Source organism: Streptomyces sp. NPDC024555 (assembly GCF_055559335.1).
The window spans coordinates 399302-424094 of the sequence record NZ_JBVHKV010000002.1 but is presented as its reverse complement, the minus strand read 5'-3'; the positions used below and the strand labels follow the sequence as shown (position 1 = coordinate 424094).

Genomic DNA, 24793 nt, shown 5'->3' with positions numbered 1-24793 from the left:
TGCTCCGTGTCCTCAACCATGAGGTGGACCTAGTTAAGGTGTGGGCTGAGATGGCCGGCGACATTTATGGGGCAGCCCGTGCGTGATTACTTGCTGACGCTCTGTGTCACGGCCGCGGTGACGTACCTGCTCACCGGCCCGGTGCGTAAGTTCGCCATCGCGGTCGGGGCGATGCCCGCGATCCGCGCGCGCGACGTGCACCGCGAACCGACACCGAGGCTCGGCGGCATCGCCATGTTCGGCGGGCTCTGCGCGGGGCTCATCGTCGCCGACCACCTGGCCAATCTCGACGGCGTCTTCGACCTCTCCAACGAACCGCGCGCCCTGCTCTCGGGCGCCGCGCTGATCTGGCTGATCGGTGTCCTGGACGACAAGTTCGAGATCGACGCCCTGATCAAGCTCGGCGGACAGATGATCGCCGCGGCGGTCATGGTGCTCCAGGGCCTCACCATCCTCTGGCTGCCGATCCCCGGCGTCGGCACGGTGCCGCTCACCCAGTGGCAGGGCACGCTGCTCACGGTCGCGCTGGTCGTGATCACGATCAACGCGGTCAACTTCGTGGACGGGCTCGACGGTCTGGCGGCCGGCATGGTCTGCATCGCCGCCGCGGCGCTCTTCCTCTACACCTACCGGCTCTGGTACGGCTACGGCATCGAGGCGGCCGCCCCCGCGACGCTCTTCACGGCGATCCTGATGGGGATGTGCCTGGGCTTCCTGCCGCACAACATGCACCCGGCCCGGATCTTCATGGGGGACTCGGGGTCGATGCTGATCGGCCTGGTCCTCGCCGCGGGCGCGATCTCGGTGACCGGCCAGGTCGACCCGGACGCCATGAAGCTCTTCGCGGGGAGCGAGCGGCAGGCCACCCACGCGATGCTCCCGGTCTTCATCCCGCTGCTGCTGCCGCTGACGATCATCGCCATCCCGGCGGCGGACCTGGTGCTCGCCATCGTGCGGCGGACCTGGAACGGTCAGTCGCCGTTCGCCGCCGACCGCGGCCATCTGCACCACCGGCTGCTGGAGATCGGCCACTCGCACAGCCGCTCGGTGCTGATCATGTACTTCTGGTCGGCGCTGATCGCCTTCGGCGCGGTGGGCTACTCGGTGCACTCGACGTCGATGTGGATCGTGCTGGCGATCACCGGGCTCTCCACGCTGGGTCTGATCCTGCTGCTGATGCCCCGGTTCACCCCCCGCGCGCCGCACTGGGCCGAGCACTTCGTGCCGCCCCGCTACCGGCGCCGGAGGCGGGGCGGGGCCCAGGACCCCGGGGTGGTCCCCGAAGGCGCCCAGGAGGGCCAACAGGGGCCCCAGGACGGGCGGATGGGGCAGGAGGGGCAGGAGCCCGCACCGCAGGCACCGATCGCCGCGGGTGTCTCCGGCGTCAACGGGGCGACGGCGATCGGCCCCCGTGCGAGGTTCTCGGACCGTCGCAAGGCGGATTCCACCCGCTGAAATTTCGGTCATCGAGGGGCAATACCAGACAAGAGTCGAAGTTGTCTTGCTCACACGCGCGAATTAGCTCTCACGTGTGACAGCAAGCACACTTTCTTGGTAAAGACCTCATCAAATAGTTTGTGATACCGTTCACGAACCCGGTGACAGAGCCGAAGGACCTGAGTAGCACGGTCCCTTGGCCCCCGAGGGTTCGACTCTCACCGGCCCTACGCTCGTCCATGACGACACACTGCCCACCCCCAGCAAGCGGAGCTGCCGCCATGCCGTCCAACGACGTCCGGACTCTCCTCCAGACCGCCGTACCCACCGCCACCGCCGGCGTCGCAGCCGTCGCGATCAGCGGTGGCGTCGCGGGCGGCAAGGGAGCCCTGGGCGCGCTCGTCGGGACGATCGTGGTGATCCTCTTCATGGGGATCGGGATGGTCGTCCTGCAGCGGACCGCCCGGTCCATGCCTCACCTCTTCCAGGCGATGGGGCTCGCGCTCTACACGGCGCAGCTCCTGCTCCTGTTCATCTTCGTCGCCGTATTCAAGAACACCTCGCTGTTCAACCCGAAGGCATTCGCGATCACGCTGGTCGCGACCACCCTCGTGTGGATCGGCGCACAGGCGCGTGCGCACATGAAGGCCAAGATCCTTTACGTGGAACCCGAGTCCGACCAGGCCGAGAAGCCGAAGAAGCCGGGATCCCGAGCGTGAAGGGTAGGGGCGGAATAAGTGCAGGTTCAGGACCCTGCTATCGTCCGGTTCCAACTGCGGCACTGCGGGCGCGTGCATGTGAGCTGACGCCTGCTCGATCGCGAGGCTCACATGCCTGACTGCCGCTCACACATCCGAAACACCAGTCCAGTGCCGAACCGCGGCTGCGCGCCGCGCCGACACAACGAGGTTGCCGTACCTATGCGCCACGCTGAAGGAGCCCGCGGTGAGTGCTGACCCGACACAGGTGCTCGCCTTCGAGACCGATTGCCACCTCTTCGACGGTTGTGGCTTTCCGGCACCCGGCCTGCACTCGTTCCTGTTCGAGCCCCTCTGGGGCGACGCGGACAGCAACTTGTACTTCAACAAGACGATGCTGCTGGCCCTGCTCGGCTCGGTGATCATCGTTGGCTTCTTCTGGGCCGCCTTCCGCAAGCCGAAGTTGGTGCCCGGCAAGCTTCAGATGACCGCCGAGGCCGGTTACGACTTCATCCGCCGCGGCATCGTCTACGAGACGATCGGCAAGCGCGACGGCGAGAAGTACGTCCCGCTGATGGTCTCGCTGTTCTTCGTCATCTGGATGATGAACCTCTGGTCGATCATCCCGATCGCCCAGTTCCCCGTGACGGCGATCATCTCGTACCCCGCGATCCTCGCCGGCATCGTCTACGTGCTCTGGGTCGGTCTGACCTTCAAGAAGCACGGCTTCGTCGGAGCCCTCAAGAACTTCACGGGCTACGACAAGAACCTCGGCGGGGTCCTGCCGCTCTCGATGACCATCGAGTTCTTCTCGAACCTGCTGGTCCGGCCGTTCACGCACGCGGTCCGACTCTTCGCCAACATGTTCGCGGGCCACACGCTGCTGCTGCTGTTCACGATCGCCAGCTGGTACATGCTCAACGGCATCGGGATCGCGTACGCGGGCGTCTCGTTCGTGATGGTCCTCGTGATGACGGCCTTCGAGCTCTTCATCCAGGCTGTCCAGGCCTATGTGTTCGTCCTGCTGGCCTGCAGCTACATCCAGGGCGCTCTCGCCAAGGGCCACTGAGCACCCACCTCCTGAAGCACCCGGTGGCCAACCCCCACCGGACATTGAAAGAGAAGGAAGAACCGGCATGTCCGCTCTCCAGACCCTCGCCGCCGGCGTCGAAATCAAGGGCAACCTCGGCTCGATCGGTTACGGCCTCGCCGCGATCGGCCCCGGCGTCGGCATCGGCATCATCTTCGGTAACGGCACCCAGGCGCTCGCCCGTCAGCCCGAGGCTGCCGGTCTCATCCGCGCCAACCAGATCCTCGGCTTCGCCTTCTGTGAGGCGCTCGCCCTGATCGGTCTGGTCATGCCGTTCGTCTACCCGACCTCCTGACCGGTCGCGAACAGCCCATTCGACGGAAGGCACTGACGTGAACCCCCTGGTTCAGCTCGCGGCGGAGGAAGCGGAAAACCCGCTCATTCCGCCGATCCCTGAGCTCGTCATTGGCCTCATCGCTTTCGTCATCGTCTTCGGCTTCCTCGCCAAGAAGCTCCTCCCGAACATCAACAAGGTTCTGGAAGAGCGCCGCGAGGCCATCGAAGGCGGGATCGAGAAGGCCGATGCGGCCCAGACCGAGGCCCAGAGCGTTCTTGAGCAGTACAAGGCTCAGCTCGCCGAGGCCCGCCACGAAGCCGCTCGTCTGCGCCAGGAGGCGCAGGAGCAGGGCGCCGTGATCCTGCAGGAAATGCGTGCCGAGGGCCAGCGCCAGCGCGACGAGATCGTCGCCGCCGGCCACGCCCAGATCGAGGCCGACCGCAAGGCCGCCGCCGCCGCGCTGCGCCAGGACGTGGGCAAGCTCGCCACCGACCTGGCCGGCAAGCTCGTCGGTGAGTCCCTTGAGGACCACGCCCGGCAGAGCGGCACCGTCGACCGCTTCCTCGACGAGCTCGAGGCGAAGGCCGAGGCCGTCCGATGAACAGCGCGAGCCGCGAGGCACTGGCTGCCGCACGCGAGCGCCTCGACGCGCTGACCGACAGCACGTCGGTCGACGCGTCGAAGCTCGCCGAGGACCTGGCCGGCGTCACGGCGCTGCTGCACCGCGAGGTGTCGCTGCGCCGGGTCCTGACCGACCCGGCGCAGGCCGCCGAGGCCAGGGCCGAGCTCGCCGGACGTCTGCTGAACGGCCAGGTGGGCGGCGAAGCCGTCGATCTGGTCTCCGGCATGGTCCGCTCGCGCTGGTCGCAGTCGCGCGACCTGGTCGACGCGATCGAGGAGCTGGCGAACACCGCCGACCTCACCGCCGCCCAGCGCAGCGGTGACCTCGACGACGTCGAGGACGAGCTGTTCCGGTTCGGCCGGATCGTGGCCTCGGACACGGAGCTGCGCTCCGCGCTCACCAGCCGGACCGCGAGCCCGGCCGCCAAGGGCGAGCTGCTGCGCAGCCTGCTCGGCGGAAAGGCCCGGCCCACCACCGAGCGCGTCGTCGTGCGACTCGTCACCCAGCCCCGGGGACGTAGCCTGGAAGCGGGACTCGACTCCCTCTCCAAGCTCGCCGCGGAGCGCCGGGACCGTACGGTCGCGGTCGTCACCTCGGCGGTGCCGCTCAGTGACCGCCAGAAGCAGCGCCTCGGCGCGGCCCTGGCGAAGCTCTACGGCCGGCAGATGCACCTGAATCTCGATGTGGACCCCGAGGTCCTCGGCGGGATCGCGGTGCGGGTCGGCGACGAGGTCATCAACGGCACCATCGCGGAGCGCCTCGACGAGGCGACCCGTCGCATGGCCGGCTGACCGAGCGCGGCGCACCCAACAGAACAGAGCAAGACCAGCGGCCCGGTTGGGCCGTGCAGAAACTGCAGAAGATTCCTGGGGGTCGGCCCCCAGACCCCCTTAAGAAACTTCGGGCCCAACAAGGAGAGCAGGGAACCCAGATGGCGGAGCTCACGATCCGGCCGGAGGAGATCCGGGACGCGCTGGAGAACTTTGTCCAGTCGTACAAGCCGGACGCGGCCTCGCGCGAGGAGGTCGGTACGGTCAGCGTTGCCGGCGACGGCATCGCGAAGGTGGAGGGCCTGCCCTCCGCCATGGCGAACGAGCTGCTGAAGTTCGAGGACGGCACCCTCGGTCTCGCCCTCAACCTTGAGGAGCGCGAGATCGGTGCGATCGTTCTCGGCGAGTTCAGCGGTATCGAGGAGGGCCAGCCGGTGCAGCGCACCGGTGAGGTGCTCTCCGTCGGCGTCGGCGAGGGTTACCTCGGCCGTGTCGTCGACCCGCTCGGCAACCCGATCGACGGTCTCGGCGAGATCGCGACCGACGGCCGCCGCGCCCTCGAGCTGCAGGCCCCTGGCGTCATGGTCCGCAAGTCGGTGCACGAGCCGATGCAGACCGGCTACAAGGCCGTCGACGCCATGGTGCCGATCGGCCGCGGCCAGCGTCAGCTGATCATTGGTGACCGTCAGACCGGCAAGACCGCTCTGGCCGTCGACACGATCATCAACCAGCGCGACAACTGGCGCTCGGGCGACGTGAACAAGCAGGTCCGCTGCATCTACGTCGCCATCGGTCAGAAGGGCTCCACCATCGCCTCCGTGCGCGGTGCCCTCGAAGAGGCCGGCGCGCTGGAGTACACGACCATCGTCGCCGCCCCGGCGTCCGACCCGGCCGGCTTCAAGTACCTGGCGCCGTACACCGGCTCGGCCATCGGCCAGCACTGGATGTACGACGGCAAGCACGTCCTGATCATCTTCGACGACCTCTCGAAGCAGGCCGACGCCTACCGCGCCGTGTCGCTTCTGCTGCGCCGTCCGCCGGGCCGCGAGGCCTACCCGGGCGACGTCTTCTACCTCCACTCGCGTCTGCTGGAGCGCTGCGCCAAGCTCTCCGACGACATGGGTGCCGGTTCGATGACGGGCCTCCCGATCGTCGAGACCAAGGCGAACGACGTGTCGGCGTTCATCCCGACCAACGTCATCTCCATCACCGACGGCCAGTGCTTCCTGGAGTCCGACCTGTTCAACGCCGGCCAGCGCCCGGCCCTGAACGTCGGTATCTCGGTCTCCCGCGTCGGTGGCTCCGCCCAGCACAAGGCCATGAAGCAGGTCTCCGGCCGCCTCCGTGTCGACCTCGCCCAGTTCCGTGAGCTGGAGGCGTTCGCCGCCTTCGGTTCCGACCTGGACGCGGCCTCGAAGGCCTCGCTGGAGCGCGGTAAGCGCATGGTCGAGCTGCTGAAGCAGGGCCAGTACCAGCCGATGCCCGTCGAGGAGCAGGTCGTCTCCGTCTGGGCCGGTACCACCGGCAAGATGGACGACGTCCCGGTCGAGGACATCCGCCGCTTCGAGACCGAGCTGCTGGAGTACCTGCGCCGCGAGCGCAAGGACCTCCTGACCAGCATCGCCGAGGGCGGCAAGATGTCCGACGACACGCTGCAGTCGGTCGCCGACGCGATCGCGGCCTTCAAGCAGCAGTTCGAGACCTCGGACGGCAAGCTCCTGGGCGAGGGCTGATCGATGGGCGCTCAGCTTCGCGTTTACAAGCGCCGCATCCGCTCCGTCACCGCCACGAAGAAGATCACCAAGGCGATGGAGATGATCGCCGCCTCGCGCATCGTCAAGGCACAGCGCCAGGTGGCGGCGTCGACGCCGTACGCGACCGAGCTCACCCGCGCGGTGAGTGCGGTGGCGACCGGCTCCACCACCAAGCACCCGCTGACCACCGAGGCCGAGTCCCCGGCCCGGGCCGCGATCCTGCTCATCACGAGCGACCGCGGTCTGGCCGGCGGTTACTCCTCCAACGCCATCAAGGCGGCGGAGCAGCTGACCGCACGGCTCCGCGGTGAGGGCAAGGAGGTCGACACGTATGTGATCGGCCGCAAGGGTGTCGCCTACTACGGCTTCCGTGAGCGCAAGCTCGCGGACTCGTGGACCGGCTTCACCGACAGCCCGACGTACGCGGACGCCAAGCGGGCCGCCGCCCCGCTGATCGAGGCGGTGACGCGGGAGACGGCCGAGGGCGGCGTCGACGAGCTGCACATCGTCTTCACCGAGTTCGTCTCGATGATGACGCAGAACCCGGTCGACGACCGGATGCTGCCGCTCAGTCTCGGTGCCACGAAGGACGAGGACGGCAAGGGCGAGATCCTGCCGCTCTTCGACTTCGAGCCGTCGGCGGAGGACGTCCTCGACGCCCTGCTTCCGCGGTACGTCGAGAGCCGGATCTACAACGCCCTGCTGCAGGCCGCCGCTTCCGAGCACGCCGCCCGCCGCCGTGCGATGAAGTCGGCGACCGACAACGCCGGAGAGCTGATCAAGAGCCTCTCCCGGCTTGCCAACGCGGCCCGCCAGGCCGAAATCACCCAGGAAATCAGCGAGATCGTCGGTGGTGCCAGCGCGCTGGCCGACGCGACCGCGGGGAGTGACAAGTAATGACGACGACAGTTGAGACGGCCGTTGCCACGGGCCGCGTCGCCCGGGTCATCGGCCCGGTCGTCGACGTGGAGTTCCCCGTCGACGCGATGCCGGACATCTACAACGCGCTGACCGTCCAGGTGGCCGACCCGGCCGAGGACGGCAAGCTCAAGACGCTGACCCTCGAAGTCGCCCAGCACCTCGGCGACGGCGTGATCCGCGCGATCTCGATGCAGCCCACCGACGGTCTGGTCCGCCAGGCCCCGGTGACCGACACGGGCACGGGCATCACGGTGCCCGTCGGCGACATCACCAAGGGCAAGGTGTTCAACACCCTCGGTGAGATCCTGAACAAGCCCGAGGCCGAGGCCGAGGTCACCGAGCGCTGGCCGATCCACCGCAAGGCGCCCAGCTTCGACCAGCTCGAGTCCAAGACCGAGATGTTCGAGACCGGCGTCAAGGTCATCGACCTTCTCACCCCGTACGTCAAGGGTGGAAAGATCGGTCTGTTCGGTGGTGCCGGTGTCGGCAAGACCGTGCTGATCCAGGAAATGATCTACCGCGTCGCCAACAACCACGACGGTGTGTCGGTGTTCGCGGGCGTCGGTGAGCGTACCCGTGAGGGCAACGACCTCATCGAGGAGATGGCCGAGTCCGGCGTCATCGACAAGACGGCGCTCGTCTTCGGTCAGATGGACGAGCCGCCGGGGACGCGTCTGCGCGTCGCCCTGGCCGGTCTGACCATGGCGGAGTACTTCCGCGATGTGCAGAAGCAGGACGTGCTCTTCTTCATCGACAACATCTTCCGGTACACCCAGGCCGGCTCCGAGGTGTCCACCCTGCTCGGCCGTATGCCGTCCGCGGTGGGTTACCAGCCGAACCTGGCCGACGAGATGGGTCTGCTGCAGGAGCGCATCACGTCGACCCGCGGTCACTCGATCACCTCGATGCAGGCGATCTACGTCCCCGCGGACGACCTGACCGACCCCGCGCCGGCCACCACCTTCGCCCACCTCGACGCGACGACGGTTCTCTCCCGTCCGATCTCCGAGAAGGGCATCTACCCGGCCGTGGACCCGCTGGACTCGACGTCCCGCATCCTGGACCCGCGGTACATCGCCGCGGACCACTACTCCACGGCCATGCGCGTCAAGGGGATCCTCCAGAAGTACAAGGACCTCCAGGACATCATCGCGATCCTCGGTATCGACGAGCTGGGCGAGGAGGACAAGCTCGTTGTCCACCGTGCCCGTCGCGTCGAGCGCTTCCTGTCGCAGAACACCCACGTCGCCAAGCAGTTCACCGGCGTCGACGGTTCGGACGTGTCGCTCGACGAGTCGATCACCGCGTTCAACGCGATCTGCGACGGTGAGTACGACCACTTCCCGGAGCAGGCGTTCTTCCTGTGCGGTGGCATCGAGGACCTGAAGGCCAACGCCAAGGAGCTCGGCGTCTCCTGAGCCCCCGGCTCACCGAGGGGGGCGGGTGCGTCCCGTCCCCCTCACCACGCCCCGTAGAATTGACCCAACACCCGGCACGACCGCCGGGTGGTGACCCGAGGAGCCACCCTTGGCTGCTGAGCTGCACGTCGAGCTGGTCGCCGCGGACCGCAGTGTCTGGTCCGGCGAGGCCACCCTGGTCGTCGCGCGCACCACGTCCGGCGACATCGGCGTCATGCCCGGTCACCAGCCGCTTCTGGGTGTGCTGGAATCGGGCCCGGTGACGATCCGTACGAGCGAGGGCGGCACCGTCGTCGCCGCTGTGCACGGCGGTTTCATCTCCTTCGCCGACGACAAGCTCTCGCTGCTGGCGGAGATCGCCGAGCTGGCGGACGAGATCGATGTCCAGCGCGCCGAGCGCGCGCTGGAGCGTGCGCAGTCGGACGCGGACGCCGCGTCCGAGCGGCGCGCCGAGGTGCGACTGCGTGCGGTGGCGGCTCACTAGCCACCCCGCGCAACGGCTTTACCCTCAGCCGCGGCCCGTTCTGGAGACCCTCCAGACCGTGTCGCGGCTGAGGCGATGCAGGTGCGGTTGAATTATTTGGTTATCCGTTTACTCGATGACGCGAGGAGGTCGGTGGAGATGTACCTCGCGCTGTGGGTGGGCGGGCTCGTGGTCGCACTGGTCGCTGTGGGGCTGTTCGTCTTCGGCCTGCGCCGGCGGCTGATCCAGCGTTCGGGCGGCACCTTCGACTGCAGTCTGCGGTGGAACGTTCCCGCCGAGCCCGATCTGTCGGGCAAGGGCTGGGTGTACGGCGTCGCCCGGTACAGCGGCGACAAGGTGAATTGGTTCCGTGTCTTCAGCTACTCCCCGCGTCCGCGCCGGGTCCTGGAGCGTTCGGCCATCGAGGTGGTCGCCCGCCGGATGCCCGAGGGCGAGGAGGAGCTGGCGCTGCTGTCCGACGCCGTCGTGCTCGGCTGTCTCCACCGGGAGACCCGCCTGGAGCTGGCGATGAGCGAGGACGCGCTGACCGGCTTCCTGGCGTGGCTGGAGGCGGCTCCGCCCGGCCAGCGGGTCAATGTGGCCTGAATAGCGCTCCCGCTGGGTGGGGGCACCTCCCGGACGGAGTCCGGGGGAGGGTGAACGTGGCCCGACCGGCCTCTCAGGCCGCCGTGCGGCCTGCATCGATGACCGGGCGGACCCGGGTGAGCATCAGCTCCAGGAAGCGGTCCGGGTGGCGGAACGCGGCGAAGTGGCTCGCGTCCTCGATGAGGGCGAAGTCCTTGACCGGTGCGGTGACGGCGTCCAGGAAGGCGCGGGCCGGCTCCGGCGGCGTGAGCACGTCGTGCGCCCCCTGGAAGACGAAGACCGGCAGCCGGAACACGGTTCCCTCGGCCCGTTCGTCGATCGCCACGGCCTCGGGCGCCAGCCGCTCCGAGAAGGTCATCCCGGCCATGTAGGAGCGCAGCCCGCGCAGGGTGTGCAGCGGTGAGAACCAGAGCGAGCGGACCACCACCGTCTTCATGGTGTCGTACGACAGCGGGTCGGACGTGATGACGAGCTTGGCGTGCTCGGACCACTGCTGCGGGGTCCAGACGGAGGCGTCGGGGCCCATCGCGGTCGCGGTGGCCAGCTCCTTGCGCTTCCCGGCCCTCTCCAGACGCTCCAGCAGGGCCCGGTGGGCGCCGTGGTCGCGGCCGCCCCCGACGATGTTCTGGTCGGTGCCGACGTACGCGGAGTAGAGCTCCGGGTGGTTGCGGGCGAGCCGGAGGCCGGTGACGGTGCCGAAGGAGTTGGCGATCAGGAGCACCTTGTCGACGCCCAGCCTCTCGCGGATGTGCGCGGTGACCTCCAGCGCGTCCCCGTACAGCCGGTCGAGGGTGAAGGGGCCCTGGCCCGCGGCGCCGTGCCGGGCGAAGGTCCGGCCCGCGCCGCGCATGTCCCAGCGGACGACGGTGAAGTGCTTCTCCCAGCCCCGGGTGCGGGGGAGAAAGATGTGGTTGGAGGCGCCGGGGCCGCCGTGGATCTCCAGCACGACGGGGTTGGCGCGGTCGTCGCCGCGGACCGAGATCCACTGGTCGAGTCCGCCGATCCGGACGAAGCCGGCTTCGTCGATCCCGTCCGGCGCGGTGATGCGCAGCTTCCTGGCGCGGGCGGTGCGTGTGATCTGCCGGTGGCCCAGCAGGCCCGCGGCGGGACCGGCGAGGAGAGCGGCGGCGGAGGCGGTGAGGAGTGTGCCGAGCATATGCTGACCCCTTAAACTGTTTATGCAGTAAGCGATTGGGTTTAAGGTATATACAGTTGTTGGGGCGGTGTCAATCGCCAGGGGAACACCGAGGAGGTACGTGATGGCCACGACCAGGGGCGGCGGGAGCGGCGCGACGGGCAAGCGCAACGGGCCGCGCGATCTGCGGGCCGGGATCGAACTGCTCTGGGGCGAGCGCGGGCAGCCGGCCCGGGGCCCCAAGCCCTCGCTGACCCCGCGCCGGATCGCCGACGAGGCGGTCGCCGTCGCCGACGCCGAGGGGCTGGACGCCGTCTCGATGGGGCGGGTCGCGGCCGGGCTCGGCGTCTCGGGGATGGCGCTCTACCGCTATGTGCCGGGCAAGACGGAACTGGTCGAGCTGATGGTCGAGGTCGCCCTGGAGGACGTGCCCGACCTCTCCGCCGGGGCGGGGGACTGGCGGGCCGGGCTCACGGTCTGGAGCCGTCGCAGCTGGGAGGTGTACCGGCGGCACGGCTGGCTGCTCGCGGCGACGGCGATGCGCCGCCAGATCATGGGCCCGCACCAGCTCGGCTGGCTGGACGCCGCCCATGCCGTACTGGAGCCGACCGGTCTGGGCGCGGCCGACCGGCAGCGGACCGTCCTGCTGCTGATCGGGCAGGTGCGCAGTATCGCCCAGCAGGCGGCCGACTTCGACGAGGAGCACAGCCGGGAGTGGGGCCGGCTGACGGACGAGCTGCTGGAGCGGCACGCGGAGCGGTTCCCCGCCCTGACCCGGGCCATCGCCCACGGGGCCTTCGCGCCCGAGGAGGGGGACGATCCGCTCGCCTTCGGCCTCGAACGGATCCTGGACGGGGTCCAGGTCCTGGTGGACCGCGCCGCGCGGGACTGACCCGGCGGGGCCGGGGCGACGGACGGGCGCGCACAAGGGAAAGACCGGGGAGACAGGGGGCGGACCTGTCTCCCCGGCGGCTATTTCCGGGTGGTGCTAGCAGCGGCGGCGGTGCGTCGCGGCTACTTCAGACCGTTGTTCATCGCGGTCACGAGCTCACCGTTGCTGGTGTCACCGCTGAACTCCCAGAAGAACGCGCCTCCCAGACCCTGGTTCTTGGCCCAGGCCATCTTGGAGCCGATGGTGGCGGGGGTGTCGTAGCTCCACCAGTTGGTGCCGCAGTGGGCGTACGCGGTGCCGGCGATGGTGCCGGTGGTGGGGCAGCTGTTCTTGAGGACCTTGTAGTCCTCGATGCCCGCCTCGTAGGTGCCCGGGGCCGCGCCGGTGGCGGTGCCGCCCGGGGCGTCCTGGGTGACGCCGGTCCAGCCGCGGCCGTAGAAGCCGATGCCGAGCAGCAGCTTGGAGGCCGGGACGCCCTGCGCCTTCAGCTTCGCGATGGCGTCGGCGGAGTTGAAGCCCTGGATCGGGATGCCGGAGTACGAGTTCAGCGGGGAGTGCGGGGCCGTCGGGCCCTTCGCGTCCCAGGCGCCGAAGAAGTCGTACGTCATCACGTTGTACCAGTTGAGCGACTGGGCCGCGCCGGCGTAGTCCGCCAGGTCGATCTTGCCGCCCTGCGAACCGTCGGCCGTGATGGCGGCGGTGACCAGGTAGTCCTTGCCGAACTTGGTGCGCAGCGCCGAGGTGAGCTTCTTCAGCGCGTCCGGACCGCTGGTGTCACAGGTGAGACCGCAGGCGTTCGGGTACTCCCAGTCGATGTCGATGCCGTCGAAGACATCGGCCCAGCGCGGGTCCTCGACCAGGCTGTAGCAGGAGTCCGCGAACGCGGCCGGGTTCTGCGCGGCCTGGCCGAAGCCGCCGGACCAGGTCCAGCCGCCGAAGGACCACAGGATCTTGATGTGGGGGTACTTGGCCTTCAGCTTGCGGAGCTGGTTGAAGGAGCCGCGCAGCGGCTGGTCCCAGGTGTCCGCCACGCCGTCGACCGACTGGTCGGCGGTGTAGGCCTTGTCGTAGTCCGCGTAGGAGTCGCCGATCGTGCACTTGCCGCCCTGGACGTTGCCGAAGGCGTAGTTGATGTGCGTGATCTTCGCGGCCGAACCGGAGGTGTCCAGGTTCTTGACGTGGTAGTTGCGGCCGTAGACGCCCCACTCGGCGAAGTAGCCGAGGTTGACCTTGTCGCCGGTCTCGTTGCCGCCGTCACCTCCGCCGGTGCCGGTGGTGTGGACCTTGACCGCGGCGCTGACCGGACCGGTCTGGTCGGCGGTGTCGCGGGCCTGCACGGAGTACGAGTAGTCCGTGCCCGCGCTCAGGCCGGTGTTGGTGTACGTGGTGCCGGTGACGGTGGCCACGACGGCGCCGTCGCGCAGCACGTCGTAGTTCTTGACGCCCTTGTCGTCGGTGGCGGCGCTCCAGCTGAGCTTCACCGAGGTGTCGGTGATGTTGCCGGCGGTGGGGGTGCCCGGCGCGGTGGGGGGATTGTCACCGGGAACGGTCGGGCCGCCGTCGCAGGAGGCGCCGTTGAGCTTGCAGTTGGTGGCCGCGCCGCTGCCGGAGCCGGTGCCGTTGAAGCCGAAGGAGACACTGGCGCCGGGGGCGATGGTGCCGTTCCAGCCGACGTTCTTGGCGGTCCAGTGGTCGCCCGTGTGGGTGACGGTGGCGTCCCAGGCGGAGCCGACGCCGGTGCCGCTCGGGAAGTCCCACTCGATGGTCCAGGAGCTGAGGGACGTGGTGCCGGTGTTCTTCACCGTCCACTGGCCCTCGAAGCCGGAGCCCCAGTCGGACTTCTTGAGGTACGTGGCCGTGGCGGAGGTGGCCGCCTCGGCGGGCGAGGCCAGACCGACCATGGCGGCGAGGGGAAGGAGCAGCGCGGAGAGGCCCGCGACGGCTCTGGTTCTGGTGGCTTTTCCGGACCCGATTCTGAACCGGGTCCGGCGGGGGGTCTCAGTGCTCAACGGTGCGCTCCTCGGGAGAGGTCCGGACAAACGGGGGTGGTCCGTGGACTGCAAACCCTGCGCCGCCCTGAGCCCGACTTGTCATGTTGGGCTCACCGCAGTGTGCTCGGTGAGATTAGGAAGGTCTGGACCAATCGTCAAGAGGTCTGGACCAAAGATCGGGGACCCGCCCACTTAAACCTTCAGATCCCCAACTCCTGTGCCAGTACCGCCGCCTGGACCCGGCTGCGCAGCTCCAGCTTCCCCAGCAGGCGGCTGACGTGCGTCTTCACCGTCGCCTCGGCCATCGACAGCCGCACCGCGATCTCGGCGTTCGACAGCCCCTCGCCCAGACACCCCAGCACCTCGCGCTCACGGCGCGTCAGCGCGTCCAGCACCTCCGCGCCCGGCGCCGCCGGAGTCCGGGCCGGCCCCGACCGGGCGAACTCCGCGATCAGCCGCCGCGTCACCGACGGGGCGATCAGCCCCTCGCCGCCCGCCACCGTGCGGACCGCCTCCAGCAGATCGCGCGCCTCGGTGTCCTTGAGCAGAAAGCCCGCCGCCCCCGCCCGCAGCGCCCCGAACACATAGGCGTCCAGATCGAAGGTCGTGAGCACCAGCACGTCCGCGAGCCCCTCGGCCACCACCCGCTCGGTCGCCGACACCCCGTCCAGACGCGGCATCTGCACATCCATCAGCACCAGATCCGGCCGCAGTTCCCGGGCCAGCCGCACCGCCTCCTCGCCGTCCGCGGCCTCCCCGACCACCTCCATGTCGGGCGCGCTGCCCAGGATCAGCACCAGCCCGGCCCGTACCGCGGACTGGTCCTCCGCCACCAGGATCCGGATCGTCACGGCCCCACCTTCCTCTCGTCCACGGGCAGTTCGGCCCGCACCCGCCACACCCGGGAACCGTCCGGACCGGATCCGGGCCCCGCCTCGAACACGCCCCCCAGCAGCGCCACCCGCTCCCGCATCCCCACCAGCCCCGCCCCCGAACCCGGCGCACGCGGCCGGGGCCGCTCCCCGAGCACGCTGCGCACCTCCACCGTCAGCCGGTCCGCGCCCTGCCCCAGCCGCACCGTCACCGCACCGGGCGCCGCGTGCTTGAGCGCGTTGGTCAGGGACTCCTGCACGATCCGGTACGCCGCCAGCTCCACCGGCGCCGGCAGCGGCCCGGACCCGTCGCGCTCGTCCAGGAGCGTGCAGCTCAGCCCGCTGGAGGCGGCGTTCGTCCGGTGCTGCTCGACCAGCGCGTCCAGCGAGGCCAGCGTCGGCGAACCTCTCGGCTCCGGATCCGTCGCCCCGGTCCGCAGCAGCCCGATCAGACGGCGCATCTCGGCCAGACCGGCCACGCTGTTCTCCCGGATGACCCCGAGCGCGTCGCGCGAGGTGTCCGGGTGGTCGAGGGAGAGCGCGGCCGTGGAGTGGATGGCGATGGCGGAGAGGTGGTTGGCCACCATGTCGTGCAGCTCGCGGGCCATCCGGGCGCGCTCGGCGGTCACCGCCTGCGTCCGGTCCATCTCGGCCAGCAGCGCGGTCTGATCGGCCCGCAGCCGGGCGGTCTCCGCCGCGTTGCGGTGGTTGCGGACGCTGACCCCGGTGAGCGCCGGAAGGAACGACACCAGACCGGTGGCGATGCCGACCAGCAGCGCCTGGGCGTCACGGAACCACGCCACGAAGCCGATGGTGACCCCGACCGTGATCAGCAGCGTGGTCACCGGGATGCGCCGGGCCGCGGCCGGGGAGCCGTACAGCACCGCCGCGTACATCAGGTCCGTGTACATCAGCACGGTCGCCAGGTTCCCGGACGTGAACTGGTCCGCGACCAGCGCCAGCGTCCCGAGGACCAGGGCCGTCTGGGGGGCGCTGCGCCGGGCCAGTTCCAGGGCGGACATCGCGACGAGCGGGAGCAGGGAGACCCAGTCCGCGGCGAAGAGGCGCCCGTTCTGCATATGCAGACCGAGCAGCCACAGGACCGCTCCGCCGAGCAGCCCGGCGACCGCGATCAGCGCGTCGTCGCGGTGGGGGCGGGTCAGTGGGAGCACCCGTCCATCCAACACGCCCCCGCCGCATCGGAGCGTCCTCGGCGAGGCCGATCCGCGACTACATCGAAGGATGCAGTGCGCTTTCGTCACCGGGGCCGATGAACCGGCCCGGTGCGGCGGCCACGCTGGAAGGGACCGAAAGGAAGCGGAACGTGATCGTCACACTGATCGTCCTCTGCGAGATCGCCTTCTGGGTGCTGCTGGCCCTCGGACTCACGCTGCGCTACGTGGCGAAGAAGCCCCGGCTCGGCGCGGCCGTCCTGCTGTGCGAGCCGGTGCTGGAACTCGTCCTGCTGGTGGTGACGGCCATCGATCTGAAGAACGGCGCGGCCCCGGACTGGAAGCACGGACTGGCCGCGGTCTACATCGGCTTCACCGTCGGCCTCGGCCACTCCACCATCCAGTGGGTCGACGCCCGCTTCGCCCACCGCTTCGCCGGCGGCCCGCCCCCGGTGAAGCCCCCGAAGTACGGCCGGGCGCGGGCGGTGCACGAGTGGAAGGTCGCCGCACGGTGGAGCGTGGCGGCCGTGACCGCCCTGGCGCTCCTCCAGGCGGCGGTCTGGTACGTCGGCGGGGACGGCGACATCAGCTCGCTGCGGTCCTGGCAGAGCAGGATGCTCTTCGTCCTCGGCCTCAACCTGGTGATCGCCCTCAGCTACACGCTGTTCCCGAAGCAGGCCCCGCGCGGCGGGGCGGGGAGCCGGCGGGACGCCGCCGAGAAGGCGGACGGCCCGCCCGCGCGGTGAGCGCCCCGGTTCAGCGTTCGCCGCCCGGCACCCACAGCACGTCCCCGACCTCCTTGTTCGCCACCCGGGCCAGGATGAACAGCAGGTCCGAGAGCCGGTTGAGGTAGGTCGCGGTCAGCGGGTTCATCACCTCGCCGTGCACCTCGAACGCGGCCCAGGTGGAGCGCTCGGCGCGCCGGACCACCGTGCACGCCTGGTGCAGCAGCGCGGCGCCGGGGGTGCCGCCCGGGAGGATGAAGCTGCGGAGCTTCTCCACCTGCTCCAGATAGTGGTCGCAGTCCGCCTCCAGCCGGTCGACGTAGTGCTGCTCGACCCGCAGCGGCGGGTACTTCGGCTCCTCGACGACCGGGGTCGACAGGTCGGCGCCCACGTCGAAGAGGTCGTTCTGCACCCGGACGAGGACCCTCACCACGTCGTCCGGGAGCTGTCCCAGTGCGAGGGCCGTCCCGAGGACGGCGTTGGCCTCGTTGGCGTCGGCGTACGCGGAGATCCGCAGATCGGTCTTGGCGGTCCGGCTCATGTCGCCGAGGGCGGTGGTGCCCGTGTCGCCGGTGCGGGTGTAGATACGTGTCAGATTGACCATGCCGTCACCTTAGTTACGCCCCCGCCCTCCGGAAGACGGCTGTGCCCACCGTCACGGCCAGGGCGGTGAATCCGAGGGCGACGAGCCCCCCGTACAGCATGTGCGTCGTGGCGTACGCGCCCACGTACGCGTCCCGCACCGCGTCCACCAGGTAGCGCAGCGGGGTGAGGTGCGAGAGGACGTCGAGCCAGCCGGGGCCGAGCGTCATCGGGAGCATCAGCCCGGACAGCAGCATGGCGGGCATGGTCACGGCGTTGACCACCGGGCCGAACTCCTGCGGGCCGGCGACCCGCAGGGCCAGGGTGTACGAGAGCGAGGCCAGCGAGACGGCGAGCAGTGCGACGAACACGAAGCCGATCAGGATGCCGGGCAGCGGCGCGCGCAGGCCCATGAGGACGGCGGCGAGCACCAGCAGCACGGCCTGGAAGACGAACAGCAGCGCGTCGCGCAGCACCCGTCCCAGCAGCAGCGCGGCCCGGCTGACGGGGGTGACCCGCATCCGTTCGACGACCCCGGTCGACGCGTCGATGATGAGCGCGAAACCGGCGAAGGAGGCGCCGAACAGGGCGAGCTGGAGCAGCAGTCCGGGCACCAGCACCTGCCAGGAGTCGCCCCGGCCGCCGAGCGGCAGCCCGGTGAGCAGCGGGCCGAAGAGGAGCAGGTAGAGCAGCGGCATCAGGATGCCGAAGAGGATCTGGAACTTCGAGCGCAGGGTCTGGCGGGCGTAGCGCCCGAAGACGAGCGCGGTGTCGTGGAGCAGCATCGGACTCGATCCCTAGACGGTGGCGGGCGTGGTGTCGGCGGGGGCGGGGGAGCGGCCGGTGACGGCGAGGAACGCGTCCTGGAGCGAGGCGGTGGCGGAGCCCGCGTACCGCTCCTTCAGCGCGGCCGGGGTGCCCTCGGCCGCGATCTCCCCGTGGTCGACGACGACCACCCGGTCCGCGAGCGCGTCCGCCTCGTCGAGGTAGTGCGTGGTGAGCACGACGGTGGTGCCCGCGTCCGCGCGCAGCCGGCGGACCAGCTCCCACAGATCGGCGCGGCTGCCCGGGTCCAGTCCGGTCGTCGGCTCGTCGAGGAAGAGCACGGCCGGGCGGTGGGTGAGCCCCATGGCGATGTCCAGCCGGCGCCGCTGGCCCCCGGAGAGGGTGACGGCCTTCCGGTCGAGGAGTCCGGTCAGATCCAGCTCCCCGGCCAGCTCCCGGGCCCTGGCCTCGGCGGCGGTCCGGGACAGCCGGTAGAGCCGGCCCTGGGTCACCAGTTCCTCGCGGACCGAGAGATACGGGTCGACCCCGCCCGACTGGGCGACGAGACCGCAGACCCGGCGCACCCCGGCGGGGTCGGTGACCAGGTCGTGCCCGGCCACCGTGGCGGCGCCGCCGGTCGGGGCGAGCAGCGTGGTGAGCATCCGCAGGGTGGTCGTCTTGCCCGCCCCGTTGGGGCCGAGGAGGCCGACGATCTCGCCGGCCCCGACCGTCAGGTCGAGCGAGCGCACGGCGTCCACCGGGCCCGCCTTGGTGGTGAAGGTCCGGGCGAGCCCGGCCGTACTGATGATTGCCATGGCGACCACAAAAACAGAGTCACTGAAAAATTGCAATGACACCAAAAATTCAGCGGCTCCAGTACGGGCCTACGATGAGGGCATGAGCGAGGGACTGCGGGAGCGCAAGAAGCGGCAGACCAGGCAGCACCTCTCGGACGTGGCCAGCGGCCTCTTCCTGGAGCGCGGTTTCGACGCCGTCACGATCGCCGAGATCGCGCACGCCGCCGACGTCTCGGTGAACACCGTCTACAACTACTTCCCGACCAAGGAGGACCTCTTCCTCGACCGGAGCCGCAGCCTCGTCGACCGGCTCTCGCGGTACGTCCGGGGCCGGGACAAGGGGGAGTCGGCGGCCGACGCCGTTCTGCGCGAACTGCGCGACCAGGTCGAGAGCGTCTCGCCCACCGTCGGACTGATGGAGGGCTACAAGCGCTTCATCGAGGTCATCGAGGGCGCCGACGGCCTCAAGGCCCGGCTCTGGCGCGTCCAGCAGGAGGCCCTGGAGCATCTGGAGGCCACGCTCCTGGAGGAGTCCGGTGCCGGGCCCGGCGACCGCACCCCGGTCCTGGTCGCCGGCCAGCTCGCCTGGGTGCACGGCACGCTGATGGCGTACATCGGACGCGAGATGGTGTCCGGCCGCCGGGCCGCCGAGGTCTCCCGGGACGCCCTCGTCCTCCTCGACGACATCGAGGAGCTGCTCGGCGAACAGGTGCTCAACTACGCCCGGCGCGCCGCCGAATGACGGCTCCCGGTGTGATGTCCGTCATTTGAGACGTGACGCGCATCTCTTCACCGCCCCTGCACCCCTCACGGGTACTAACCTCCGCCGGAGAGCAAGGACGAAGAACCGTCGCAGAAGAAGCAGAGGGGTGCCAACGTGGCCAGGAAGCTCGCCGTCATCGGCGCCGGACTCATGGGGTCCGGTATCGCACAGGTCTCCGCCCAGGCGGGCTGGGACGTCGTGCTGCGCGATGTCACCGACGCGGCCCTGACCCGCGGCCGTGACGGCATCAAGGCCTCGTACGACAAGTTCGTCTCCAAGGGCAGGCTCGACGCCGCCGACGCCGAGGCCGCCCTCGGCCGCATCACCACCACCACGGACCTCGACGCGGTCGCCGACGCCGATGTCGTCGTCGAGGCGGTCTTCGAGAAGCTGGAGGTCAAGCACGAGATCTTCCGCTCCCTGGACAAGATCGTCCGGGACGACACCGTGCTCGCCTCCAACACCTCCGCCATCCCGATCACCAAGATCGCCGCGGTCACCGAGCGCCCGGAACGCGTCGTCGGTGTGCACTTCTTCTCGCCGGTCCCGATGATGCAGCTCTGCGAACTGGTCCGCGGCTACAAGACCAGCGACGAAACCCTCGCCACCGCACGGGAGTTCGCGGAGTCCGTCGGCAAGACCTGCATCGTGGTCAACCGCGACGTGGCCGGCTTCGTCACCACCCGGCTGATCTCGGCGCTCGTCGTCGAGGCCGCCAAGCTGTACGAGTCGGGCGTCGCCTCCGCCGAGGACATCGACATCGCCTGCAAGCTCGGTTTCGGCCACGCCATGGGACCGCTCGCGACCGCCGACCTGACCGGTGTCGACATCCTGCTGCACGCCACCGGCAACATCTACACCGAGTCCCAGGACGAGAAGTTCGCCGCCCCGGAGCTGATGCGCCGGATGGTGGATGCAGGTGACATCGGGCGCAAGAGCGGGCAGGGCTTTTACACCTACTGATCGTTTCCGGTCCCCGGTTGTCTGACGTGGCGTCGATTCCGCCGCCGCTCGGACCCGGGGACCCAGGGCGCTGCCGTCGGGCGGCACCCGCGGAACCGGTGGATCCGGCACGGATCCACCGCGGTCCCGGTCACCCCTCGGGGTGAATTCGGTATCGGTTCGCTTACAGACGGCAACTTCACCGTCTCTGCCGCAGTCAGTGGGGGAGAGACAGTTTCAGACACACCGGCCATGCCACGGAGCATTCCAGGGGAGCGCATATGCACATCAGGGGCGACCACGCCGAGCTCGCCGTCGGGGGCCGCCTCGATGTCCGCAGCGCGGCGGACGCCCGTACGGTCCTGCACTCGGCCCTCGACGACGGCGTCGGCGATCTGGTGCTCGACCTGACCGAGCTGGACTCGTGGGACGCCACCGGACTCGGCGTCATCATGGGCGCGCACCGCCGCGCCGGACGGGCCGGGCGCAGACTCGTGCTCCGCGGCGTGCCTCCGCAGATGCAACGCCTTCTCGTCGCCACCCGGCTGCACCGGATCCTGGCCATCGAGGGCGGAATCGCCGCGGAGTCCCTGCCGCGCGTCTGACGTCACCCGCCCTGCTCGGGACGCGGACGGAATCCACACAATCCTCACCGGACCGTGATCTGCGGTGCGGCGCGGCACCCCGGGTGTTCGTAGATACTGTGCGAAGGTTTAGGGTTCGGCCGTCTGCCGATTGACGGACCCACCTGGCGGACACCGGACCGAGAGCGACAGCTTGGGCGTGTGAGGCCGGGAGGGGCACCCGTTCTCGACGCGTCTATGGGGGCTTTGGCGATGGACCCGACACACCGCGGGCCGGAGGAGTACGGCCACGAAGGCAGCGGATTTCCCGAGGAGACCGGCCGGCGCCGTCCCCCGCGCGATCCACTCACTCCGGATTTCGGTCAGCAAACACCGCAACAGGTACGTGTGGTCCCGCTGATATCCGGCGACCTCCTCCTCACCGTGAACCCGGTGGACGGCAGCGAGGTCGAACCCTGCCCGCCCGGCGAGCAGCCCGCGGCCCCCGTCCGCCGCACCCCCGCCGAGCGCGCCGACCGCGAGCGCGGCACCGCACCCCCCGTGCCGCCCGGCCCGCCCGCCCTCCAGCTCCCCCTCCTCCAGCGCGAGGACGAGCGCGAACGGCTGACCCGGCTGCTGGCCCGGGGCCGCTCCGTACGCCTCACCGGACCGGCCGGATCCGGCCGCACCACGCTCCTGGACGCCGTCGCCGCCGACTGCGCCGGCTTCGCCCCGGACGGCGTCGTCCGGCTCAACGGCCACCGGCGCAACGTCACCGATCTGCTGTACGGCCTCTTCGACGCGGTCCACGACGCCCCGCTGCACCGCCCGGACCGCGAGCTGCTGCACGAGAAGCTGCGCACCACCGGTGCCGTGGTCGTCCTGGACGACCTGGAGTTCGGCGGCGCCGCCCTCGACGAACTGCTCGACGCCACGCCCGAGTGCGCCTTCCTGCTCGCCGCGACGCCCGACGTCCAGGCCCCCGGCCCCGAGTGCCACCTCGAAGAGGTCTTCCTCCCCGGCCTGGACCGCGCCCACGCGGTCGAACTCCTGGAGACGGTCGTCGAACGCCGGCTCACCGAGGAGGAGAAGAACTGGGCCGGCGACCTCTGGTTCGAGTCCGAGGGCCTGCCGCTGCGCTTCGTCCAGGCCGGCGCCCTGCTCCGCCAGCGCGATCTGCTGAGCCCCGACCCCACCGCGTACGACGAGTTCGGCTACCGCGACGGCGCTCCGGCCGAGGCACCCGCACCGGAGGCGGGCGCGGAGGAGGCCGCCGACGTACCGCTGCCCAGCCTCGGCGAGGGCGCGGCGCCCGCCGCGCTGCTCGGCTCCCGGCTGAGCGAGGCGGCGCGCCAGACGCTGCGGTTCGCCGTGGCGCTCGGCGGCGAGGTGCCGCACCAGGCCCATCTTCCGGCGCTCGTGGGGGACACCCACGCCGACGCCGCCCTCGGCGAACTGGCCGGCTGCGGACTGCTGTCCCCGGCCGGTCCCCGCTACCGGCTGGCCGCCGGGGTGCTAGCCCAGCTGGAGGCCGCCGGATACGGCGACGGGGCAGGCGAGCACGCCCGCACCATGGCCCAGCACTACGCCTGGTGGACCGGCCACCCCTCCGTCACCCCGGTCCGGGTGGTGGCCGAGTCCGACGCGATCCTCGCCTCGATGGCACAGCTGGTGCCCGGCGACGGCGCGGGGCAGACCAGCGTGGCCGTCCTGCTGGCCCGCAGCGCCTCGCCCGCCTTCGCGGCAGGGCTGCACTGGAGCGCCTGGGAGCGTGCGCTGCGGATCGGCCAGGAGGCCGCCCGGATCGCCGGAGAGGTCGCCGAGGAGGCGTACTTCCACCACGAGCTGGGTGTGCTCGCGCTCTGCACCGGCAACCCCGACCGGGCCAGGACCGAGCTGGAGACCTCCGTCAGCATGCGCGGGGCGCTGGCCGACAAGCCCGGTGCGGTCGCCGGGCGGCGGGCCCTCGCCCTGGTCGCGGACCGGTCCCGGGCCACGGCGTCCGGCGGCCTTCCGGTCACCGACGCGCCGGTGCCGTCCGGTCCGGGGGAGCCGTCGCCGCCGCGCGGTCTGCCGGCCGTCATCCCCGTCTCCGTACCGAAGCCGCTGTCGGAGGAGACCGCCGTCATCGCCCGGCAGACCGCGCCGAAGGGCGGCGAGCAGGCTCCGGCCGGCCGCTTCCCGCTGCTCGGCGGCGCCCGGCGCAATCTGGTCGCGGCCGGAGCGGGCGTTCTGCTCGCCGGGGTGCTCGGCACCGTGGTGACCCTCGGACTCACCTCGAACAGCGACCCGGCGGGTGACCCCGGTGCCTCGACCGAGCAGTCGGTCACCGACGGAGGCGACACCGAGGACGATCTGCCCGCCGACGAGACCACGGACGGCACCACCCCGTCGGCCAGGACCTCGGGTTCGGCCTCGGCCTCCACGACCCCCGGACCCTCCGGGAGCGCGTCGGCGTCCGCCCCCGGGGCCGGACCCTCCGCCACCGGGACGGCGTCGGCGTCGTCGCCGTCCTCGCCGGGGGAAAGCCCCTCGTCGCCGGGGCCCACGCCGTCGCACACGAAGTCCATGAGCCCGAAGCCGACGCCCAGCGGTGTCACGCCGTCGAGCTCACCGACGGACGAGAGCCCCGATCCGTCACCGTCCACGTCCACGGACGACCCGGACCCGGAGGAGCCGACGGCTCCCGACTCCTCGGACACCGCGGCCATCGGCCCGACCGGCCCCACGCCCGCGAGCCCCTCGACGACCTGAGCCCGTGGGAGCGCCCGTCGGGCGCCCCCACGGCCCGTCAGAACAGCCGGAGCTTGTCGTCCTCGATGCCGCGCAGCGCGTCGTAGTCGAGGACCACGCAGCCGATGCCCCGGTCCGCCGCCAGCACCCGGGCCTGGGGCTTGATCTCCTGGGCGGCGAAGATGCCCTTCACGGGGGCCAGATGCGGATCGCGGTTCAGCAGCTCCAGATAGCGGGTCAGCTGCTCCACACCGTCGATGTCGCCGCGCCGCTTGAGCTCGACGGCCACGGTCCGGCCGTCGGCGTCCCGGCAGAGGATGTCGACGGGGCCGATGGCGGTGAAGTACTCGCGGCGGATGAGGGTGTAGCCCTCGCCGAGCGTCTCGATCCGGTCCGCCAGCAGTTCCTGGAGGTGCGCCTCCACGCCGTCCTTGATCAGCCCGGGGTCCACGCCCAGCTCGTGCGACGAGTCGTGGAGGATCTCCTCCATCGTGATGATCAATTTTTCGCCCGCCTTGTTCACGACGGTCCAGGTGCCCTCGGCGTCGCCCGTCCCCTCCTTCAGGGTGCAGGGCGGGGACATCCAGTTGAGCGGTTTGTAGGCCCGGTCGTCGGCGTGGATCGACACGCTCCCGTCCGCCTTCACCAGGATCAGACGGGGAGCGGAGGGCAGGTGGGCCGTGAGCCGGCCCGCGTAGTCCACGGAGCAGCGGGCGATGACGAGACGCATGGTCGGCAACGCTACTCGACGACGGGTGCCCGGCGCGATTCACCCGTCTGACCCGCCCCGCCTGTTCGCACGTGA

The 24793-nt window shown here is 70.3% G+C and carries 25 protein-coding genes; 17 read left to right on the top strand and 8 right to left on the bottom strand.

What is annotated here, in order from left to right; all coding sequences use genetic code 11:
* Positions 1-66: 66 nt before the first annotated feature.
* The 11 genes from ACZ4FH_RS04490 to ACZ4FH_RS04440 all read left to right on the top strand — a co-directional run bounded on the left by ACZ4FH_RS04490 (position 67) and on the right by ACZ4FH_RS04440 (position 10056).
* Positions 67-1455 (top strand): MraY family glycosyltransferase, encoded by a 1389-nt coding sequence (locus tag ACZ4FH_RS04490; protein ID WP_467302178.1) that lies wholly within the window; start codon positions 67-69, stop codon positions 1453-1455.
* Positions 1456-1718: 263 nt separating this feature from the next.
* Positions 1719-2156 carry a hypothetical protein gene (locus ACZ4FH_RS04485; RefSeq protein ID WP_383635049.1) on the top strand — a complete coding sequence of 146 codons (438 nt, stop codon included), beginning with the start codon at positions 1719-1721 and terminating at the stop codon, positions 2154-2156.
* Positions 2157-2382: 226 nt separating this feature from the next.
* Positions 2383-3204, top strand: coding sequence for a F0F1 ATP synthase subunit A (atpB, locus tag ACZ4FH_RS04480; RefSeq protein ID WP_450683122.1), 822 nt, complete (start codon positions 2383-2385; stop codon positions 3202-3204).
* A gap of 67 nt (positions 3205-3271) precedes the next feature.
* Complete coding sequence (gene atpE, locus ACZ4FH_RS04475) at positions 3272-3520, top strand: ATP synthase F0 subunit C (protein ID WP_018102636.1); 249 nt, start codon at positions 3272-3274, stop codon at positions 3518-3520.
* Between the two features lie 37 nt (positions 3521-3557).
* Positions 3558-4103 (top strand): F0F1 ATP synthase subunit B, encoded by a 546-nt coding sequence (locus ACZ4FH_RS04470; protein WP_361019640.1) that lies wholly within the window; start codon positions 3558-3560, stop codon positions 4101-4103.
* Entirely contained in the window at positions 4100-4915 is an 816-nt protein-coding gene (locus tag ACZ4FH_RS04465; RefSeq protein WP_383635053.1) for a F0F1 ATP synthase subunit delta, read from the top strand. Before ACZ4FH_RS04470 ends, ACZ4FH_RS04465 begins: the two co-directional genes overlap by 4 nt.
* Positions 4916-5055: 140 nt before the next feature.
* Positions 5056-6627, top strand: a complete 1572-nt coding sequence (gene atpA / locus ACZ4FH_RS04460) for a F0F1 ATP synthase subunit alpha (RefSeq protein WP_383635055.1) — start codon at positions 5056-5058, stop codon at positions 6625-6627.
* Between the two features lie 3 nt (positions 6628-6630).
* Entirely contained in the window at positions 6631-7545 is a 915-nt protein-coding gene (locus tag ACZ4FH_RS04455; RefSeq protein WP_383635057.1) for a F0F1 ATP synthase subunit gamma, read from the top strand.
* Positions 7545-8987 carry a F0F1 ATP synthase subunit beta gene (gene atpD / locus ACZ4FH_RS04450; protein WP_383635059.1) on the top strand — a complete coding sequence of 481 codons (1443 nt, stop codon included), beginning with the start codon at positions 7545-7547 and terminating at the stop codon, positions 8985-8987. The genes ACZ4FH_RS04455 and atpD overlap by 1 nt, the downstream gene beginning before the upstream one ends.
* Before the next feature lie 109 nt (positions 8988-9096).
* Entirely contained in the window at positions 9097-9471 is a 375-nt protein-coding gene (locus ACZ4FH_RS04445; protein ID WP_383635061.1) for a F0F1 ATP synthase subunit epsilon, read from the top strand.
* A gap of 138 nt (positions 9472-9609) precedes the next feature.
* On the top strand, positions 9610-10056 hold the full coding sequence (locus tag ACZ4FH_RS04440) for a DUF2550 domain-containing protein (RefSeq protein ID WP_383635456.1): 447 nt from the start codon (positions 9610-9612) through the stop codon (positions 10054-10056).
* Between the two features lie 73 nt (positions 10057-10129).
* Here the strand turns inward: ACZ4FH_RS04440 and ACZ4FH_RS04435 are convergent, their stop codons facing one another.
* Positions 10130-11212 carry an alpha/beta fold hydrolase gene (locus ACZ4FH_RS04435; protein WP_467302173.1) on the bottom strand — a complete coding sequence of 361 codons (1083 nt, stop codon included), beginning with the start codon at positions 11210-11212 and terminating at the stop codon, positions 10130-10132.
* Between the two features lie 103 nt (positions 11213-11315).
* On the opposite strand from ACZ4FH_RS04435, the gene ACZ4FH_RS04430 reads away from it, so the two are divergent.
* Positions 11316-12083 (top strand): TetR/AcrR family transcriptional regulator, encoded by a 768-nt coding sequence (locus ACZ4FH_RS04430; protein WP_467302171.1) that lies wholly within the window; start codon positions 11316-11318, stop codon positions 12081-12083.
* Between the two features lie 122 nt (positions 12084-12205).
* On the opposite strand, the gene ACZ4FH_RS04425 is transcribed toward ACZ4FH_RS04430, so the two are convergent.
* From ACZ4FH_RS04425 to ACZ4FH_RS04415, 3 genes are all read right to left on the bottom strand, one after another.
* Complete coding sequence (locus tag ACZ4FH_RS04425) at positions 12206-14092, bottom strand: glycosyl hydrolase family 18 protein (protein WP_467302169.1); 1887 nt, start codon at positions 14090-14092, stop codon at positions 12206-12208.
* A 182-nt stretch (positions 14093-14274) separates the two neighbouring features.
* Positions 14275-14925 carry a response regulator gene (locus tag ACZ4FH_RS04420; RefSeq protein ID WP_467302167.1) on the bottom strand — a complete coding sequence of 217 codons (651 nt, stop codon included), beginning with the start codon at positions 14923-14925 and terminating at the stop codon, positions 14275-14277.
* On the bottom strand, positions 14922-16118 hold the full coding sequence (locus tag ACZ4FH_RS04415; RefSeq protein ID WP_467302166.1) for a sensor histidine kinase: 1197 nt from the start codon (positions 16116-16118) through the stop codon (positions 14922-14924). Before ACZ4FH_RS04415 ends, ACZ4FH_RS04420 begins: the two co-directional genes overlap by 4 nt.
* A gap of 152 nt (positions 16119-16270) precedes the next feature.
* On the opposite strand from ACZ4FH_RS04415, the gene ACZ4FH_RS04410 reads away from it, so the two are divergent.
* Entirely contained in the window at positions 16271-16864 is a 594-nt protein-coding gene (locus ACZ4FH_RS04410) for a hypothetical protein (RefSeq protein WP_467302165.1), read from the top strand.
* Between the two features lie 10 nt (positions 16865-16874).
* On the opposite strand, the gene ACZ4FH_RS04405 is transcribed toward ACZ4FH_RS04410, so the two are convergent.
* From ACZ4FH_RS04405 to ACZ4FH_RS04395, 3 genes are read right to left on the bottom strand one after another with little or no spacing between them, the layout of a single operon-like run.
* Positions 16875-17447 carry a cob(I)yrinic acid a,c-diamide adenosyltransferase gene (locus tag ACZ4FH_RS04405; protein WP_467302164.1) on the bottom strand — a complete coding sequence of 191 codons (573 nt, stop codon included), beginning with the start codon at positions 17445-17447 and terminating at the stop codon, positions 16875-16877.
* Positions 17448-17460: 13 nt separating this feature from the next.
* Positions 17461-18210, bottom strand: a complete 750-nt coding sequence (locus ACZ4FH_RS04400) for an ABC transporter permease (RefSeq protein ID WP_467302162.1) — start codon at positions 18208-18210, stop codon at positions 17461-17463.
* Between the two features lie 12 nt (positions 18211-18222).
* Positions 18223-19005, bottom strand: coding sequence for an ABC transporter ATP-binding protein (locus ACZ4FH_RS04395; RefSeq protein WP_467302160.1), 783 nt, complete (start codon positions 19003-19005; stop codon positions 18223-18225).
* 82 nt (positions 19006-19087) lie between these two features.
* Here ACZ4FH_RS04395 and ACZ4FH_RS04390 point away from each other — a divergent pair, with 82 nt between their 5' ends.
* The 4 genes from ACZ4FH_RS04390 (at position 19088) to ACZ4FH_RS04375 (ending at position 24009) form a co-directional block, all read left to right on the top strand.
* Positions 19088-19729: a TetR/AcrR family transcriptional regulator gene (locus ACZ4FH_RS04390; protein WP_467302158.1), complete on the top strand. Its 642-nt coding sequence runs from the start codon at positions 19088-19090 to the stop codon at positions 19727-19729.
* Positions 19730-19864: 135 nt separating this feature from the next.
* Positions 19865-20713, top strand: coding sequence for a 3-hydroxyacyl-CoA dehydrogenase family protein (locus ACZ4FH_RS04385; protein WP_467302156.1), 849 nt, complete (start codon positions 19865-19867; stop codon positions 20711-20713).
* Between the two features lie 260 nt (positions 20714-20973).
* Entirely contained in the window at positions 20974-21297 is a 324-nt protein-coding gene (locus ACZ4FH_RS04380; RefSeq protein WP_383635086.1) for an STAS domain-containing protein, read from the top strand.
* A gap of 231 nt (positions 21298-21528) precedes the next feature.
* Positions 21529-24009 (top strand): ATP-binding protein, encoded by a 2481-nt coding sequence (locus ACZ4FH_RS04375; RefSeq protein ID WP_467302154.1) that lies wholly within the window; start codon positions 21529-21531, stop codon positions 24007-24009.
* Between the two features lie 37 nt (positions 24010-24046).
* Here ACZ4FH_RS04375 and nucS read toward each other — a convergent pair whose 3' ends face one another.
* A complete protein-coding gene (gene nucS / locus ACZ4FH_RS04370) occupies positions 24047-24718 on the bottom strand; it encodes an endonuclease NucS (RefSeq protein ID WP_467302153.1) in 672 nt (223 codons plus the stop codon).
* Between the last annotated feature and the right edge of the window lie 75 nt (positions 24719-24793).